Genomic DNA, 17,542 nt, shown 5'->3' on the forward strand with positions numbered 1-17,542 from the left:
CGCGCCACCGATGGACGGGACTGTCCACAGTGGCCTTCATGCAGGCTCGCCATGGTCCGTGAGGGGAACCTTTGGCGCGTTGGACGCCGCGAAGGTGACCTTCACGGCACCAACCCGGGCAACAGGAGTAACGCGCGGGGCAAGTGAGATTGATGTGACGATCAATCGTCCATGATGGACATCAACGCCACCGGCAATCGACCCTGCGCCGGTTGCGACCAGCCAGAATGCTTAAGTCAGTGGCATTGCCAATCGGCCGGGCGTTCACCGGAGAGTGCGCACCAACGCGTCCAGCGCGCCTGACCAGGCGCTGGGAGAAGGCGCGGAGAATCCGATGACCGCGCCGTCGCGGTCCGATGTGGATCCAGGGTGCCGGAACCGGTCGAGGGGCTCGATCGCCAGCTGTTGGCGGGCAGCTCGGCGCACGAGTTCGGCGCCCGTTCGACCGGGTTGTTCGAGAAGGACATGCAGTCCGGCAGACATCCCGGTCACGTGCGCGGTGGGCAGGTGGCGGCTGATCGTCTCGACCAGCTGACGACGTCGTCGGTGATATTGCACGCGCATCGCGCGGATGTGCCGGTCGTACGCTCCCGACTCGATGAATTCCGTCATCGCCAATTGGTTGACGAACCCGACGGTCTCCTCCGTTTCTCCTTTCTGCGCGGCGATCGTGCCGACCACGTGGTCCGGAACGACGAGCCAGCCGAGGCGCAGTCCGGGCGCCAGGGACTTGCTCGCGGTGCCCAGGTAGATCACGTGGTCGTGATCCAGCCCCTGCAACGCGCCCACGGGAGACCGGTCGTAACGAAACTCGCCGTCGTAGTCGTCCTCGATGATCAGCGCGCCCCGCCGACGAGCCCAGTCGACGACCGCTGCCCGCCGGTCGGAGCGAAGCGCTCCGCCCATCGGGAACTGGTGTGACGGCGTGAGCAAAACCGCTCCCGGGTGCGGCGCGTGGTCCAGCACCGATACGTCGGCACCGTCAGCGTCAACCGGGATCGGGACGGCTTCGATCCCAGCGTTCAGCAACGCATCGCGCTGGGTGTGCAGGCCGAACTCCTCGACGGCTACTTTCGTGACTCCTGCCCCCGCGAGCGCGGCGGCGACGAGCCGCAAGCCTTCCGCAGCCCCGCTGCACACGATGACGTTGTCGGCCCGTGCGCGCAGTCCGCGGGCCCGAGCGAGATAGCGGGCGATGACATCACGCAGTTCACTCCTGCCGTGCGGATCGGTGTACCCGAAGGCATCGGACGGCGCGATGCTGACCGTCCGCTTCACCGCGCGAATCCACTCGTCGCGCGGGAAGGACGACAGGTCCGGATGCCCGGGCCGTAGATCGTGCACCGGCTGTGGGCGTGCCGCTGGCTTCCGGGGGCGTGCTCGTTCGCCGACGAGCTCGGCCGCACGCTGCGACACTTCAGTGCCGGAACCGTGAAGCCCGGTGAGCCATCCTTCGTTGATCAGCTCCGAGTAGACGCGGACCACGGTGTTGCGGCCCAGCCCGAGGTCGGTGGCCAGCACGCGGCTCGATGGCAAACGTGTCCCCGGCGCCAACCGGCCGGTGCGGATCGCCTCACGGAACGCGTCCATGAGGCTGGCGCGGACATTCCGGCCGATGTGGCCAATGTGCAGGTCAAGGCCTGACGTCCGGGCCTCTTGATCAGTCACGTCGAAGAACGATACGGACCCGCGCATTCCTTGGCAGCGAGGGCGGCGAGAGCGCGTACCGACCGGTGGATCACGTCCCGCTGGGTGTCCAGACGATGGGTTTCGGCGTCGGGGATCTCGACGTGTACGTCGATCGCCGTGCCGCCGTCGACCACGCGCAGCCGCCACTCGAACACCAGGTCCGACACCAGGCAGGAGATCGTGACGTTGCCCTGTCGCCGATCGCCGCGCAGCAGTTGTGGCATCGGAAAATCCGGGTAGCCGTCCGGGTACATGGTGTAGGACTCACCGTCCTGAGTAGACGGTTCGACCGTGCCGACCCCGGCCCACCACTCCGGGAAGCGGCTCGGGTCGTACAGCAGCTTCCACACCTCTTCCGGTGGCGCGGCGCTGTGTGCGGTCTCAGCGAACGTCGGCATCGATGCTCCTCAGGTCGGCGGTGACGGCGGCCAGCTCGCGGTCGGGCTCCACCAGCGCGGTCAGCGGCGGGCGGCCCAGGTCGATCAGCGCGGCGACATAGCCCTGGCCTGTGTGCCCGGCGCGTCGCTGCCACCCGCGTACTGCCTCGCTCAGCCGTCGCCTGGCCAGTTCGGGATCGTTCCGGCGGGCCGCGATCAGGCCCTGGACTGCTGACATGCGGGCGACAAGCGTGTCAGGGAAGTCAGCGGGCGACACCGGTTCCTGCGTGACCGCGCGCAGTTCGGCCTCCGCGTCAGCCGTCCTGCCCGCGCGTGCCAGTGCGTCGGCGCGGTACAGGCGGGCCAGTGCGCGACCGACCGGGGCGTTCATGCCGATCACGGCGGCGCGCTCGCCGGCGGCGCGCTCCCAGTCGCCGGTGGCGCGGGCAATGGTGGCCCGGTCGTGGTGGACGAGACCTACCAGATCGGTCAGGCTCAGCCGCTCCGCCAACACGGCCTCCTGGTCGCAGCTCGCGGCGGCCTCACCGACCCGGCCCAGTCGGCACAACACGGACACCTGCGCCGAATGCGCGTAGACACCTAGGCGCAGCAGTCCGTTAGGTGCCGCGAGCGGCACGCCGCGGTCGATGAAGTCAAGGGCGCGGTCGAACGCGCCGAGGCAGGCGGCGGCCGACGCGGCGTTGAGCAGGCTTGGAAAGGCCAGGTCGGGCCGCCCAGCCCGGTTGGCAGCCGCGGCGGCGGCGATCAGTGGCGCGTAGCTGTCGGCGAACCGGCCCGCCCGCAGCAGGGTGTGCGCGCGGGCGACGCTGATGTCGTGCGCCAGCAGATCCCCGACCGGCTTGCGCTGGGTGAGTGCATCGACCGCTACCAGCAGTTCCTCCGCGGCGGCCGCGCCGCCGGCCACAGCCTCCGCCCATGCCATGCCGGCGAGCGCCTCGATCCGCGCGGGCGGGTCGGCGTCGGGGTCGCTATCGAGCACGTCCAGCGCGGCGGCGTAGGAGCGGCGGCACTCGCGCGGGATGCACAGCCCACCGCGCAGCCACCGCCCTAGATGACTGATTCCGTGAAGATCACGTGAAGTGAGGCCGGGGCGCGGACATGAGAGGAGGGTGTTCAAGATCAATGTGTGACGAAAGAACTGAACACCCTCCTGACCGCACTCTACGTGCTCATCGACGATCACGTGGTACCACCCCGCGCCGGACGCGGCCGTCGGCCGTTGCTGTCCGACAGCGAGCTGATCACCCTGGCCGTGGCTCAGGTGCTGCTGCGGTACCCCAGCGAGCGGCGCTGGATCCGGCATATCCGCTCCAGCGCCGAGTGGCAGGTCATGTTCCCGTACCTGCCGGAGCAGTCCGGCTACCACAAGCGGCTCAAGAACGTCCATCCGTTGCTGTGCAAGGCGGTTCTTGTCCTGGCTGCGTGTTGCCCGTCCTGGTTCGACGATGTGTGGATCGCCGACGCCACCCCCGTTCCGTGCGGCATGTCGCGCGAGACGGTGAAACGCTCGGACCTGGCCGGGCACGCCGGCTACGGCTACTGCGCCGCGCATTCCCGGTTCTACTGGGGCCTGAAACTCTACCTGGTCTGCGCGGGCGACGGGATGCCGATCATGTGGTGCCTGGCCAACCCGAAGCTCGGCGAGCGCGAGGTACTCGCCGCATTGCTGGAGCGCAACCACCACCTCATCCGTTCCGGGCAGATCCTGCTGGCCGACAAAGGCTTCGCCGGCAAGCACTTCCACGAGTTGACCGCGGCGCTGGGCCTGCGACTGCTGCGCCCGGACCGCCGCGACGAGACCTACCGCCACGGCAACCTCGGCCACGTGCGCCAGTGGATCGAATCGGTCAACCAAACCCTCAAAGGCCAGCTCGACCTGGAGCACCACGGCGCCCGCACTCCAGCCGGGGTGTTCACCCGCGTCGCCCAGCGGCTATTGGCCATGGCCGCCGGGATCTGGCAGAACTGGGAAACCGGCGTGACCAGCAAGCGGTCACTGATCGCGTTCGATCACTGAACACCAATTTCACGGAATCAGTCATCTAGACCGTGTCGTGGTTACCGGCGACCACGTCGCGTACATGGAGTCTTGCCGCTATCCCGACGGCACCCGGGTGCTGTGCGCCGTGGTGCTCGACTTGGCAGGGGGATTCCCAATGAAGTTGTCAAGTAGTTGGGAGCTGCGGTGGTGAGGGGGTCACGCTGCCGTTGCGGCGGGGGTTGCTTGGTAGGTGGTGCCGTCGCGCAGCAGTGCCCACAAGACGTTCAGCCGGCGGCGTGCCAGGGCGAGGACGGCCTGGGTGTGTCGTTTGCCTTCGGCTCGTTTGCGGTCGTAGTAGGTCCGCGAGGCGGGGCAACAGCGGATGCTGACCATGGCGGAAAGGTAGAACACGCGCAGCAGGCGTCTGCTGTAGCGGCGGGGGCGGTGCAGGTTGCCGTTGACCCGGCCGGAATCGCGGGGTACTGGTGCGAGTCCGGCGACGCCGGCCAGCCGGTTGGGACTGCCGAAAGCGGTCATGTCGCCGCCGGTGTAGGCGAGGAACTCGGCGGCGAGCTGGATGCCGAAGCCGGGCAGGCTGAGGATCACGTCGGCGTGTTTGTGCTGGCGAAACCGGCTCTCGATCAAGGTGTCGATCTCGCTGATCTCCTCGTCGAGAGTCATCACCCCCTTCGCCAGCCGCGCGACCATCGCGGCGGCCAGGTCTTGTCCGGTGATGGTGGTGTGTTGCGCGTTGGCGGCGTTCAGCGCGGTCTGGGCGACGGTGCTGGGGTTGCGGACTTTTCGGTTGCGCAGCCAGGTTTCCAAGCGGTTGGCACCGATTCGTCGCAATGCCGCAGGGGTTTGGTAGGCGGTCAGCAGCACCAGGGCGGCTTTGGAGGTGCTGTAGTCGAAGGCGCGTTCCAGGGCCGGGAAGTAGTCCAGCAGTTGCGCGCGCAGCCGGTTGATGGTGCGGGTGCGGTCGGCGACCAGATCGGCCCGGCGGCTGGTCAGGATCCGCAGTTCGACGCTGACCGGGTCGCCGGTGTGCACGACGTGCAGATCGTGGCGCATCCGGGCCTGGTCGGCGATCACGGCGGCGTCCTTGGCGTCGGTTTTGCCGTCTCCGCGGTACATGCCGGCCGCGTAGTGGACGGTGCGCCCGGGGATGTAAAGCAACCGCTGGTCGTGGTTGACCAGCAAGGCGATCAGCAACGCCGCCCCGCCGGAGTTGAGATCGACCGCCCAGGTCAGCTCTCCATCCAACTCGTCTGCCAGCGCGGTGACCTCGCCGACCAACTCCAGCAGCGGAGCCTCGTCGTTGGCCACCCGCCGCGACAACAGCCGCTTGCCGGCGGCGTCGATCACCACGCAGTGGTGATGGGTCTTGCCGGCATCGATGCCTGCCCATACTCCGGGCACGAGCGTCACCTTCCTGTTCGTCAGGTTCATGGTCCCAGCAAACGACCACGCCGTCGTGTCCTTACACAGCGATTTGTTCGCGCATCCCAATTAGCGGTCGGGTCGTCGTGGGGTGCTGGGCGGCCAATCCCCTGGGCCATCCACGGCGGACGCATGGAAGCCATACCCAGCACCCCTGGGTCGTCGGAACCCTACGACCAGCCCCGATCGACACAGGAAGAAGGTAAGGACGCATCAGCCGCCAAGTCGGCGTGCAGGCATGGGAAGGTGCGCGATGACCACGTTCGACCACCGCGACTTCGACAAGCCCGACGAGGTCCGCGATTTCGACTATGGGCGCATGGAACTGCTGCGCTTCGACGACGTTCGGGAGATCGGCAGGCTGACTCTCAGACCGGGCTGGCGCTGGTCCGCGCACGTCAAGCCGATCGCGGGCACTGACCTCTGCCAGGCGCCGCATTTCCAGTACCACGTGTCGGGCACGCTGCGGATACGGATGGCCGACGGCACCGAGTTCGACGCTACCCCCGGCCAGTTCACGAGCCTGCCCGAGGGACACGACGCATGGGTGGTCGGCGACGAGGACGTCGTCGTCGTGGACTGGTGGGGTGCGACCCACTACGCCGAACGCTCGTAGTCGCACCGAGCTGGGAGCGGGCGGTCACAACCGCTCCCGCTCGCGGTTAGCAGGTCGGCGACCTCCGCGAGGTCGACGACGCGCGCGATCCAGCGGGCAACCTCGGCCGGGGGGCGCGTCCGGCGGTGCCAGCTCGGTCCTGACCTGCTCCATCAATCCGGCGTGCATGTCGGCAGGGCTGGTGCGGCGGGTGAACGAGGCCGCCACGAGGATCGTGGTGTCTACGTCGAACCCGGTGAGCTCGGCGGCGTAGCCGACCGCGAGGGACTCCGCGGCCTTCCCAACGACGTACGGCGCGAGGTACGGCGAGGTCCGGCCACGGGTCGACCCCACCCACACGACGAGACCGTCCCGCTGGGCCCGCAAATGCGGCAGAACCGCGCGGTGGACGGACGCGGACTGTTCAGCTGTGGGACCCACATGGCCGGCGTTGTGGACGACGGCGTCGATCCCGCCGGACGTGGCCACCACGTGCGCGATCGCGTCGTCCACCGACGCCTGGTCCGACACGTCCAGTTCGATGGGGCACAGGTTGACGCCATGTTCGGTCGCGTATGCCCGCATGGCGGCTGTGGTGCCGCACATTCCCGCGTACACGGTGTGGCCCGCGTCGGCCAGCGCGCGGGCCGTCGACGCGCCGAGCCCGCTCGACGCGCCAGTGATGACGATCGTCTTGGACATGGTTGCTCCAGGTCTCGAAGAGCTCACGCGGCTTCGCCGTCCGGGGGAAGGAGGTGGTCGTAGAACCAGTGGGCCGGGCCGACGACGACCTCGGCGATGTCGTCGGACGGCGCCAGGGGGACGGTCTGCCGCTCGCCGACGAGGTACAGCAGGGGCGCCGTGACGCTGGCCAATCGCGGACCTTCTGGAATGGACACGGTGGTTCCTTCCGGTTGTCTGGACTGTCGAAACCCTCGCTGGAACGTCGTGGGCTGGGCATCAGCCATCGCACTGGTCATTCGACGGGCAAGGCATCTACGTCATCCCGGCCAGGACGGCCCCTGAGGCCTTTGTGTCAGTCGAGCGACTGACACAAAGGCGCCCTGACCGGCACATCAGTCGGACTAATGCGTCATGTGAGTCAAACGACGGATGCACGAGCCCGCGGCGAAGCGACAGAGTGGCCCTCGTGGCACAAGAGCGCGAACCCCGGTTCCGGGTGGACGCGGCGCTGATCCGGGACCGAGCACTGCTCGACCTGCTCGACGGCGCCGTGACTCCGGCCCACGTGGTTACCGTCCAGGCGCTGCTCGACCAGCTCACGGCCACGGCAGCACTCGACCTGCTCCGCCTGGAGCAACACGCGGCCACGGCGGCGGCCGCGGGTCCGCGTGAGGTGTACGAGGTGCTGGTGGCGGCGGCCGACGCCGAACTGGTGGCGTTGCGGTTGCTGGAACAGCGCGCGATCGAGTTGGGCGGCCTGCCCGATCTCAACCCCGCGACGCTGACCCGCCGTTCGCTGACCGCCCACCGCGGCTACGGCCGGACCGAGCTCCTCGCCCTGCTCCGGGAGAACCTGTTCGCGAAGCGCGTGGTGATCCAGGTGTACCTGGAGGCCGTCAGGTGGGTCGGTGACGGCGATCCGACGACCCGGCGGCTGGTGGAGCGGCTGCTCGAGTCCGCCGAGCGCACCGCCACGGCCTTCGCGGCCGTGCTGGAGCGTCAGGAGTGAGGTTCGCCTTCGAGGAGGTCGAGCGCGTCGCGCAGGGCCGCCCGCGAGGTGACGCCAAGTTTCGGGAACACCTTGTACAGGTGGGAGCCCACCGTGCGGTGGGACACGAACAGCTTCGCGGCGATCTCCTTGTTCGACAGCCCGCGCGCCGCCAGCTGGGCGATCTCCCGCTCCTGTGCCGTCAACTGGCCGGTGGCGTCCTTGGCCGCTCGCGGGGTCTTGTGGCCCGCGGCGCGCAGTTCGGTTTGGACGCGCGCTGCCCACGGGTGCGCGCCCAGCCGCTGGAACACCTCCAGCGAGGCCAACAGCGGCTCCCTGGCCTCCACGGGCAGCGGTGCCCGCCGCAGCCGCTCGCCGTGGGCGAGCTGGATCCGGGCCCGCTCGAACGGCCACGACGAGGAGGAAGGCGTGTTCAGCGCCGTGCGGAACAACTCAGACGCTTCCTCGTCGGGGGCTACGAGTGCCGTCGCGCCCCGTTGCAGCATCAGCAGTCGCGGGGAGATGGCGCCGACGTCGGCTGCCCGCATGGCCTCCACGTGCGCCACCGCCTCCACCGTGCGACCGAGCCTCGCGGCCACCTCCACGAAGTCGTACATCACCCATGTCGCGTGCGGCACGTGCGAGGCCAGGACACCGGGCGGGCTCACAGCCGCGGCGTGATCGTAGGCGCGCTCCAGGTCGCCACCCGCCAGCGCGGAGAGCCCCGCGACGTGGTGGGCGAACACCTCGGCGTTGCGGACACCGCGCGGCGCCGCCCACGTCATGGTCCGCTCAGCCCATTGCGCCGCGGCGTCGTGCTCACCGCGCAGCGCGGCGACAAGTCCCTTGTGGTACCAGAAGTACCAGCCGAAGAAGGAGAAATCTCCGGAAGCACACACGTCGAGCGCCTCGTCGGCCAGCGCGTCCTCCTCGTCCCACCGGCCGCTGACGTACGCGTCGAGGCACAGGTGCTTGAGAGCCCCGAGGTGACGTCGCGCGGGCCCGCCGTCGCGGCCGTGGCGCACGCTCGCCCACGACCGTTCGCGGAGGTCGGCCAGCCGGTCGACGTAGACCGAGGCGGTGCCGATGCGCTGCACCCGCGTGGGGTCGGCGTCGGGGGTCAGGCTGGCGTAGATCGCCGGGGCGTCAGGCAGGGCCGTGGCGGCGGTCCGGACTGGGTCCGCGAAGGTCTTGCGGGCGTACGCGAGCACGTCGGGAGGTTCGGGCACGATCCGGTCGAACGCCCGGTAGAACGGCTCCCACAGTTCCGGCCGTCCCCCGAACCAGCACAGCAGCTGCAGGGTGTGCATCGCTTCCCCGAGCGGCCCGTCCGAGGCGGCGTAGCCGTGGTCGCCGTGCTCGATCGCGGCGACCAGGAGCCGGTGCGCAGTCGTGACGTCGCCGTCCTCGTTGAGGATGAGGAATACCGCAGCGCAGGCGGCCGACAGCGAGGCGGACAGATCGGGCTCGATGCGCCGCGCGTCCGCCAGGAGGGTCTGCGCGGCCTGCAGGTCGCCGTTGATCTCGGCGCCGATGTAGGCGGCCTCGGCCAGCCGGCTGCTGCGGTCGCGGCCTTCCGGGCTGAGTTCCGCGGATCGCGTCAGCGTGGACACCGCGCCGACCGCGTCCCCGCGCCGGAGCATGTCCCGCGCGGCATTGTGCAGGAGCGCGGCGACCGACTCGTCCGGCCCGATGGCAGCCTCGGCAAGGTGCCAGGCCCGTCGTTCGACGTCGTCGCGCAGGGCGTCGGCCAACCGTTCGTGCGCCTGCCTGCGCTCGGCGTGGGTGGACGCTTCGATGAGCGCGGACCGGATGAGCGGGTGCCGGAACGCCAGCCGCGCGGTCGGATCGTCGACGGCGATGAGCTGGGCGCGTTCCGCGTCGTCGAGATCACCCGCGGCCATCGCACCGGGATAGGCCCGCTCCAGCACCCGCAGGTCGCCCGTGCCATCGAGAACGGCCACCAGCAGGAGCCTGCGCGTCACGGCGGACAGCACGCCGATGCGCGACGCGAACAGGGCTTGCAGCCTCGTGGTCAGCGGCACGACACCCGCCGTGCCAGGTCTGGTGACGGAGGGCCCCGTCGAGGCGGCGCTTGGCAGTTCGAGGATGGCGAGCGGGTTGCCCTGAGCCTCAGCGAGCAGCCGCTGGCGCAGCCGTGGCCGCAGGGCGGGGAAGCGGCTGTCCATCAGGTCGGACGACGCCGCCTCGTCCAGCGGTTCGAGCACGAGCGACGGCAACTCGAAGGGCTCGAACAGCCTGCCGATCTCGGTGCGCAACGCCGTCAGGAAACCGATCCTGGTGCCCTTGAGCCGCCGTGCGACGAAAGTGAGGACGGCGGTGCTCACCCGGTCGACCCACTGGAGGTCGTCGAGGACGACCAGCACCGGGCGCTCGGCCGCCACCGCGCGCAGCAGGCTGAGCGTGGCGTTGCACACCACCAGCCGTTGGGGAGCCGTGCCCGCGCCGAATCCGAGTGCGACGCGCAGCGGGTCGGCCAGCTGGGGTGGGAGCCGGTCAAGGTGGTCCAGCACGGGCAGCAGGGCCTGGTTGAGGCACGAGAAGCTGACATCGGCCTCGTACTCGACTCCCGAGGCGTGCAGGACGAGGAACCCGTCGGTCTCGGCGCGGCCCGCCGCGTCGGACAGCAGCGCGCTCTTGCCGATGCCCGGCTCGCCCGAAACCATCAGGCTCGCGCCGCCGTCACGCACCTGGTCGAGGAAAACCCGCAAGCGCTGCCGTTCGTGCTCCCGCCCCAGCAGGTCCGAGCCGTCCTGCTCCGCCACCCCCACCGTCCGCCTCTCCGCGAGTCATGTCGCCGAACGCTAGAAAGACCGGTTTTCCATTGTCAACGTCGGCGGAGACACCTGACATCAACATGTCAGGACCGGGCCTCGGGGCTCTGACCACTCTCGGCTTCTACAACTGTGCGCCGCCAACACTCAGCAGGCGTTTCTTCGTGTTCTGCCGATAGACGCTTGGTGACATCCCGAGTTCCCGCCGGAAGACGGTCGCGAACCGAGACGCGGAGGTGAAGCCGCAGAGCTTCGCGATGTCGGCCATTGAGAGATCACCACGTTCCAGGTAGCGGCGGGCGTGGTCCAGCCTGACGTTGTTGAGATAGCGATGCGGGGTCTCGCCGGTCGCATCTTTGAACAGCCGGAGGAAGTGGAAGTGGGTCAAGGTGGCGACAGCAGCGATGTCATTGACCGTGAGGGGCAAGTGATAGTTGCCCTTGATGAACGAGATGGCCTTGCGTATCCGCATGTCCTCGCCTTTGACACGGCGGGGCTCGGGCCAAGTGCTGTGCCTCGTCAAAAGATGGGTGGCCAGGTAGCTTGCGGCGGTGTCCGCGTAGAGTTGGTCCATTCCGTCCTCTACGGAACGGCCAAGTGCGTCGATCACCGCAGCCAGTACGGGATCGTCGATCGCCAGCGCGTCCTGCCACACCACTTGTGCCGCGGCTGACCCTAGTAGATCGGCTGCTGTGTGTTCGAGCAAGCTGTTGGGCAGCAACACATGCGTTGTCAGGAACGGGGTCGCGCCGCGCCACCTCAGCCGCGTTGGCTTACCAGGAGGGGTCACCCTTATCCGGCCTGGGTAGTAGTCAGCGCGGTCCCAGCCGCTGCCGTGCCACGACTCGATGGTCGTCTGTCCTTTTGTGACCAGGACCAAGGCGAGCTCGTCGATGGCGGGCAGATCCACGTGTTCGACTACCGAATCGTTCTCTACCAGTTGGACAACAGGGGTCTGCCAGCCTTTGTCCCATTGGCTGGACAGTCGCAATCGAGCGACGGCACTCTGCTCGTCGGACACGACAGCTCCCTCAGTTTGATGGCCAGTAGTCCGTATGGACCCGAACCTGCTATGCCATGCGGCCGTTATCCAGATCGCGCTTTACGTACTACTGGCAGGGGCAGGCTAGTGGTGTGTCTCGGCACGTTGCTGGGTTTATTCGGCGGATCCAGGTTTTCGCTGGGCGTGCCGGACAAAGGTGCCTGTACCGGGTGTACCGGCGCCTTTGGTCGGTGCTGCCCAGAGGAAAATCTGGCTAGGAGGCCGCTGAATAATCGGCGTGTCGCCCCAGGATGTGGGTTTGAGCTGGGAGAATCGTTTCATGCAGGGTGTGGAGCGTGGTGATCGGGAGCTGCTGGACGCGGAGGCGCTGGTCGGTCATCTGGTCCCGGCGGGGAGCATGTTCGCGTTCCTGGCCGGGCATCGCCGGAATCTGTTCCCCGATGGAGAGTTCGAGGATCTGTTCCCCTCGGGCAAGGGACGGCCCTCGATCCCGGCGTCGGTGATGGCCTCCATCCTGGTGTTGCAGACCCTGCATGATCTCTCGGATCGGGAGACCGCTGAGGCGGCCCGGTGTGACCTGCGGTGGAAGGTCGCGACCGGGATGGCATTGGACGACAAGGGATTCGACCCCTCGACGCTGGTGTACTGGCGCAAACGACTGGCCACCTCGGGGCGGCCGCATCGGATCAACGACGCGGTGCGCACGGTCGTCGAGGAGACCGGGATCCTGCGTGGCCGCCGCAAGCGGGCGGTGGATTCCACGATCCTGGCCGACGCGGTCGCCACCCAGGACACCATCACCCAGCTGATCTCGGCGATCCGGCGGGTGGATCGGCAGGTGCCCGGCGCGGCGGGGCAGATCGCGAAGGTGTGTACCGGCCATGACTACAGTCGGCCGGACAAGCCGAGGATCGACTGGGACGACCCGGCCGCCAGGGACGCGCTGGTCTCCGCGCTGGTCAACGATGCGAACGCGCTGGTGGCGGCGCTGGCCGATACCGAACTGGAAGGCGACGCGGAGTTCGCGTTGGCGTTGCTGGCGTTGGTCGCCGGTCAGGATGTCGAGCCCGCCGAGGGCAGTGACGGCACTGATGGGCGGTGGCGGATCGCCCGCAAGGTCGCCCCGGACCGGGTGGTGTCCACAGTGGATCCGGATGCGCGGCATACCCGCAAGTCCCCGGAGAACCGGCGGGACGGGTATCGGGCGCACGTGGCGGCCGAGCCCGAGACCGGGATCGTCACCGACGAGAAGGTGACCACGGCCGCCGGCACGGAGAACTCCGACCCCGCTGTGGCCGAGGAGTTCCTCGACGCCGAGGACGGCAAGCGCGCGTGGTACGGCGATTCCGCCTATGGCACAGGGGATCTACGCGGTGGGATCGACGATGCCGGGCATGAGGCGGTGATCAAGCCCAAGCCGCTGCGGGCTCCGGTCGAGGGCGGATTCACCGTGGACGACTTCACCGTGGACGAGCAAGCGGGCACGGTCACCTGCCCCAACGACATCACCCGCCCGATCAGCCGGACCCGGGTCGCCACCTTTGGCGCTCTCTGTCGTGCCTGCTCACTGCGTGCACAGTGCACCACGTCCAAGACCGGCCGTAAAATCGTTCTGCACCCACGAGATGACCTGCTGCGCCAAGCCCGACGCGACTGGGCGGACAAGCCCGAACTGCGCGAGAGCTACAGGACGTTCCGCCCCAACGTGGAACGGGTCATCTCCCAGATCGCCAGCCGCGGTGGCCGACGTCTCAAACTCCGATATCTAGGCACCGGCAAGAACAACGCCTGGCTCAAACGCCGCACCGCAGCCTTGAACCTCCGCAACCTCATCGGTCGCGGCCTGACCCATGCGGCGGGCGCTTGGACCCTGGCTACCTGAGGGAAACCACGGCCCAACCCCCAGTCTTGGGGGTTGTGAACCTCGTCGAGCAACCGCCCTGGGCTCCCTGAACGCCCAGCATCGCCCATGAATCAGCAAGGCCCAGGTCCTCGCCTGCCATCACTCGGTGACAACCAACCCGCAAACCACCCTAATTCAGCGGCCTCCTAGTCACAAGCGACGCAGGGTCGACTATGGCCGGCACTTCGGGGCCACAATGGACGATTAGTTGTCACATGAGTCCCACTTGCCACGCACATCACACCTATCACCCAGGTTGATGCCGTGAAGGTCACCTTCGCGGCGTTGGACGCGCGAAGGCCTCCCTTGACGCGTTCAACGCCAATGCCACCAGACTAAGGGCCGCGCGTGTCCAGGGTGCGCGTGTTGACCGTGAGTCACAAGGGGTCTGCGAGGCAGGTGGGATTCCACTATGGACACCAAATCGCCCCATCAGTCACACCTGCCTCGTCCTCCACACCTGTGACGGGATCCCATGCCGTGAAGGTCTTCTTACCTTGACGGCGTTGAACGCCCCGAATCTTCCCCTCGCACCGGCTCCACGACCCGGGCCGAGCTCGGGCACGCCCCTCACCAGGGGCGGCGCTAGTAACCGTGCCGTTTCACCACGCAAACTCCCAGATCATCGACCCGAACGCAGGTCCAGCCACGCCCGATCAGCAAACCTGAAAACTCCCGGCATTGGCGTTCAACGCCCCTAACTCGGCCTCACGAACCGTCGCGAGCCCGAGCGAAGGCCACTGTGGACAGTGAGCCGACCATCGACACCGCGACCACACCCCTGCCAGCCGCGTTCCGCACCCGCTCTCCCGCCAACGTCGTTCCGCACGCCTGCAGGCGACCTCCGAGGTGGGAAAACTCTCTCAGGTCAATGGCATTGCGGTTATCGCGGCTTCGCCCCGTCGCCCGGCAGTTCCCCCTCGATCACAAGGCGAACACCCAGCCCGGACCGGCAACCGCAAGCTCAACCGTACGTTCTTGCTTGCCGCTTTCGTGGCGCGGTCCGTGGCTGCCAGCCGGGTTCCAGCGACGCACGACAGGTCCTCCAGTCCACGCCGCCACGATCGGGTGCCCCGGTCCGGGATGCCGAGGACAGCAAGTCGCCTGACCACCCGATCCGACTCCTTTGAGGACAGCGCCATGCAATCACGACAGCTGGCCGTTGCCGGAGCGTACGAGTTCCGGCCTCAGATCTTCACCGACGAGCGTGGGCTCTTCGTTTCGCCGTATCAGGAGACCGCTGTGTCCGAAGCACTGGGGCACCCGTTGTTCCCGGTGGCGCAGACCAACCACAGCATGTCGCGCCGCGGCTCGATCCGCGGCGCGCATTACACCCTCACCCCGCCTGGCATCGCCAAGTACGTGTACTGCCCGCGCGGGCGGGCGCTGGACATCGTCGTCGACATCCGGGCCGGATCGCCGACCTACGGCCGGTTCGACGCGGTGGAGCTGGATCCGCACGAGTTCCGGGCGGTCTACTTCCCGGTGGGAGTCGCGCACGCCTTCGTCGCGCTCGAGGACGACACCGTGATGAGCTACATGCTCTCGGGGACGTACGTCAAGGAGAACGAACTCGCTCTCTCCGTCTTCGATCCCGTGCTGGGGCTGCCGATCCCGGACGTCGGCAACGTGGTGATGAGTGAGCGGGACCGCAACGCGCCGACCCTCGCCGAGATCGTGGCCAGCGGCACGCTGCCCGACTACGCCCAGTGCCAGCAACTGGACGCGCAATTCCAGCCGGACGAGCGATGACCCCGCGTACGGTCGCCGTTCTTGGCGCCACCGGATGCGTGGGCGGCAGCGTCAGCGCGGCCTTGGCGGAGGCCGGGAACCGAGTCGTTGGGGTGGCACGGCGCCAACCGAGCGGACCGCACCACGGATTGGACGCGTTCACGTCACTGGACATCACCACGGTTGATCCCGGTGTGCTGGCAAAGGTGCTGTCCGCGTTCGACGTCAAGGCCGTCGTCAACGCCACCGGCGGCTGGCTCGACGACGAGGACGCCTACGAACGCCACCACGTCCACCTGGTCGCCAATTTGCTGACGGCGCTGCGCCGGATGCCGAGCCCGCCTCGCCTGGTGCAGGTTGGGTCGATCCACGAGTACGGCCCGGTCGCCGCGGGCACAGCGATCAGCGAGACGACCCCACCGCGGCCAACCACCACGTACGCCCGCACCAAGCTGGCCGGATCAGAGGCGGTGCTGCGTGCGGCCGAGATACCGGGGATCGTCCTGCGGTGCGTGAACGTTTGCGGGCCGGGCACTCCGCCTGCGAGCTTCCTCGGTTCTGTCGTCGAACGTCTCGCCGACACCCGGCCGGTCCGCGTGACGGTCGCGCCGGGCCGCCGTGACTACCTGGATGTACGGGATCTGGCCGACGCGGTGGTCCGGGCATCCGCGGCAAGCGCCACCGGCGTGGTCAACATCGGCAGCGGTACGGCGCGTTCCATCCCGGAGCTGCTCGACCTGCTGCTCGAAGCGGCCGGTCTGCCATCCAGCGCGATCGAGACCACGCGAGGCGCGGTGCAGTCCAAGGGTGGTGACTGGACGCTGGCCGACATCCGCCGCGCCGCGACCGAACTGCAATGGCGGCCACGCATCACGCTGGCCGATTCGATGCGCGCGATGTGGGCGCGTGCACGGGAGGTCGCGGTATGAGCGGCTCGTTGTTTCCAGTCCGGCTCGCCGACACGGAGTTCACCGGCGCCGAGCACGACGACGTGCACGCCTGGCTTGAGCGCTGCCGGGAGCGGGTTTTCGTCGACGTACGGCGGATCCCGCTCGACGAGCTCGTCGGATGGCACACCGACCCGGACACCGGCAACCTGGTCCACGGGTCAGGGAAGTTCTTCACGATCGAGGGCATCGACGTGACGATCAACCCTGGCCCGGTGCCGCACTGGCGGCAGCCGATCATCGACCAGCCAGAGGTCGGGATTCTCGGCATCCTGATGCGTGAGATCAACGGAACGCCGCACCTGCTGATGCAGGCCAAGGTGGAACCGGGCAACGTCAACGGAATCCAGCTGTCGCCCACGGTGCAAGCCACCCGCAGCAACTACACCCGGGTGCACGGCGGGCGGCAGGTGCCGTACCTCGACTACTTCCTGCGTCCAGGGCGGCGACGGGTCGTCGCCGACGTCCGGCAGTCCGAGCAAGGCTCGGCATTCCGCAGCAAGCGCAACCGCAACATCGTGGTCAAGGTGACGGAAGAAGTCCCGGCCATGGAAGGGTTCCGGTGGATGACGCTTGGCCAGGTGCACCGGCTGCTCGCCGAGGACGACCTGATCAATATGGACGCCAGGACCGTACTCGCGTGCCTTCCGGTGGCCGATCTGGACATGTCCGCGATGCTCGGCAGCGCGCCTGACCGTTTCCAGACCGCACTGACCGCCTCCCTCGATCCGGCTCGCGGCGCGCGGCACACGATGCCGGAACTGCTCAGCTGGATCACCGAGGCACGTATCCGCACCGAGGTTGGTATCCGGCGGGTGCCCTTGCGGGACTTGCCAGGCTGGCGGCGTACGGCCGAGAAGATCAGCCACGAGACCGGCGCGTTCTTCGACGTGATCGGGGTCGACGTGACCGCGGGCGGCCGCGAGGTGGCGCACTGGACTCAACCGATGGTCGAGCCGTACTCGACCGGCGTGGTGGCGTTCGCCGTCCGGGAATTCGACGGAGTACTGCACGTCCTGATGAACACGCGGGTTGAAGCGGGTTTGCTTGACGTGGCAGAGTTGGCGCCGACCGTGCAGTGCACACCAGGCAACTACGAGCATCTGCCAGCCTCGGCGCGCCCGCCGTTCCTCGACGAAGTGCTGCGGCTCGACCCGGCACAGATCCGGTACTCGGCTGTTCTGTCCGAAGAGGGCGGACGATTCTTCCACGCCCGCAACCGATACCTGATCGCCGAGATGGATCTCGAAGTCAGCCCCGATCACCCCGATTACCGCTGGGTGGCCGTACACCAGCTGGCGGAACTGTTGCGGCACAGTCACTACGTCAACATCCAGGCGCGGAGCATGATCGCCTGCCTGCACAGCCTGATGAGCCCAAGATGATCG

At 68.1% G+C, this 17,542-nt stretch carries 15 protein-coding genes; 7 read left to right on the plus strand and 8 right to left on the minus strand.

The features are described 5' to 3' along the window. Positions 1-264 precede the first annotated feature (264 nt). The 3 genes from pdxR to LWC34_RS05435 are packed head-to-tail and all read right to left on the minus strand — an operon-like array spanning position 265 to position 3,009. Entirely contained in the window at positions 265-1,668 is a 1,404-nt protein-coding gene (gene pdxR / locus LWC34_RS05425; protein ID WP_233723297.1) for a MocR-like pyridoxine biosynthesis transcription factor PdxR, read from the minus strand. Then, positions 1,665-2,087: an SRPBCC family protein gene (locus tag LWC34_RS05430; RefSeq protein ID WP_233723298.1), complete on the minus strand. Its 423-nt coding sequence runs from the start codon at positions 2,085-2,087 to the stop codon at positions 1,665-1,667. The genes pdxR and LWC34_RS05430 overlap by 4 nt, the downstream gene beginning before the upstream one ends. After that, positions 2,071-3,009 carry a hypothetical protein gene (locus LWC34_RS05435; protein ID WP_233723299.1) on the minus strand — a complete coding sequence of 313 codons (939 nt, stop codon included), beginning with the start codon at positions 3,007-3,009 and terminating at the stop codon, positions 2,071-2,073. Before LWC34_RS05435 ends, LWC34_RS05430 begins: the two co-directional genes overlap by 17 nt. 204 nt (positions 3,010-3,213) lie before the next feature. Here LWC34_RS05435 and LWC34_RS05440 point away from each other — a divergent pair, with 204 nt between their 5' ends. Next, a complete protein-coding gene (locus tag LWC34_RS05440; protein WP_233723300.1) occupies positions 3,214-4,104 on the plus strand; it encodes an IS982 family transposase in 891 nt (296 codons plus the stop codon). A gap of 180 nt (positions 4,105-4,284) precedes the next feature. Here the strand turns inward: LWC34_RS05440 and LWC34_RS05445 are convergent, their stop codons facing one another. Continuing rightward, positions 4,285-5,517, minus strand: coding sequence for an IS110 family RNA-guided transposase (locus LWC34_RS05445; RefSeq protein WP_233723301.1), 1,233 nt, complete (start codon positions 5,515-5,517; stop codon positions 4,285-4,287). Positions 5,518-5,761: 244 nt separating this feature from the next. On the opposite strand from LWC34_RS05445, the gene LWC34_RS05450 reads away from it, so the two are divergent. Continuing rightward, the gene (locus LWC34_RS05450; RefSeq protein WP_233723302.1) at positions 5,762-6,124 is read left to right on the plus strand and encodes a cupin domain-containing protein; all 363 of its coding nucleotides are present in this window, start codon (positions 5,762-5,764) and stop codon (positions 6,122-6,124) included. Positions 6,125-6,148: 24 nt separating this feature from the next. Here LWC34_RS05450 and LWC34_RS05455 read toward each other — a convergent pair whose 3' ends face one another. Further along, complete coding sequence (locus tag LWC34_RS05455) at positions 6,149-6,805, minus strand: SDR family NAD(P)-dependent oxidoreductase (RefSeq protein ID WP_233723303.1); 657 nt, start codon at positions 6,803-6,805, stop codon at positions 6,149-6,151. A 23-nt stretch (positions 6,806-6,828) separates the two neighbouring features. Beyond that, positions 6,829-7,002, minus strand: coding sequence for a hypothetical protein (locus tag LWC34_RS05460; RefSeq protein ID WP_233723304.1), 174 nt, complete (start codon positions 7,000-7,002; stop codon positions 6,829-6,831). 251 nt (positions 7,003-7,253) lie between these two features. On the opposite strand from LWC34_RS05460, the gene LWC34_RS05465 reads away from it, so the two are divergent. Then, the gene (locus tag LWC34_RS05465; protein WP_233723305.1) at positions 7,254-7,796 is read left to right on the plus strand and encodes a ferritin-like domain-containing protein; all 543 of its coding nucleotides are present in this window, start codon (positions 7,254-7,256) and stop codon (positions 7,794-7,796) included. Here LWC34_RS05465 and LWC34_RS05470 read toward each other — a convergent pair. Together LWC34_RS05470 and LWC34_RS57935 are read right to left on the minus strand one after the other, a co-directional pair. Next, positions 7,787-10,567: a helix-turn-helix transcriptional regulator gene (locus tag LWC34_RS05470; protein ID WP_233723306.1), complete on the minus strand. Its 2,781-nt coding sequence runs from the start codon at positions 10,565-10,567 to the stop codon at positions 7,787-7,789. The genes LWC34_RS05465 and LWC34_RS05470 overlap by 10 nt on opposite strands. A 127-nt stretch (positions 10,568-10,694) precedes the next feature. Continuing rightward, positions 10,695-11,591, minus strand: a complete 897-nt coding sequence (locus tag LWC34_RS57935) for a helix-turn-helix domain-containing protein (RefSeq protein WP_233723307.1) — start codon at positions 11,589-11,591, stop codon at positions 10,695-10,697. Between the two features lie 301 nt (positions 11,592-11,892). On the opposite strand from LWC34_RS57935, the gene LWC34_RS05480 reads away from it, so the two are divergent. The 4 genes from LWC34_RS05480 to LWC34_RS05495 all read left to right on the plus strand — a co-directional run bounded on the left by LWC34_RS05480 (position 11,893) and on the right by LWC34_RS05495 (position 17,539). Beyond that, positions 11,893-13,455 carry an IS1182 family transposase gene (locus LWC34_RS05480; RefSeq protein WP_233723308.1) on the plus strand — a complete coding sequence of 521 codons (1,563 nt, stop codon included), beginning with the start codon at positions 11,893-11,895 and terminating at the stop codon, positions 13,453-13,455. Between the two features lie 1,161 nt (positions 13,456-14,616). Then, positions 14,617-15,228 (plus strand): dTDP-4-dehydrorhamnose 3,5-epimerase family protein, encoded by a 612-nt coding sequence (locus tag LWC34_RS05485; protein ID WP_233723309.1) that lies wholly within the window; start codon positions 14,617-14,619, stop codon positions 15,226-15,228. Next, on the plus strand, positions 15,225-16,136 hold the full coding sequence (locus LWC34_RS05490; RefSeq protein ID WP_233723310.1) for an NAD-dependent epimerase/dehydratase family protein: 912 nt from the start codon (positions 15,225-15,227) through the stop codon (positions 16,134-16,136). The genes LWC34_RS05485 and LWC34_RS05490 overlap by 4 nt, the downstream gene beginning before the upstream one ends. Beyond that, the gene (locus LWC34_RS05495) at positions 16,133-17,539 is read left to right on the plus strand and encodes an NDP-hexose 2,3-dehydratase family protein (RefSeq protein WP_233723311.1); all 1,407 of its coding nucleotides are present in this window, start codon (positions 16,133-16,135) and stop codon (positions 17,537-17,539) included. Before LWC34_RS05490 ends, LWC34_RS05495 begins: the two co-directional genes overlap by 4 nt. Positions 17,540-17,542: the final 3 nt, after the last annotated feature.

Source organism: Kibdelosporangium philippinense (assembly GCF_021390435.2).
GTDB lineage: Bacteria > Actinomycetota > Actinomycetes > Mycobacteriales > Pseudonocardiaceae > Kibdelosporangium > Kibdelosporangium philippinense.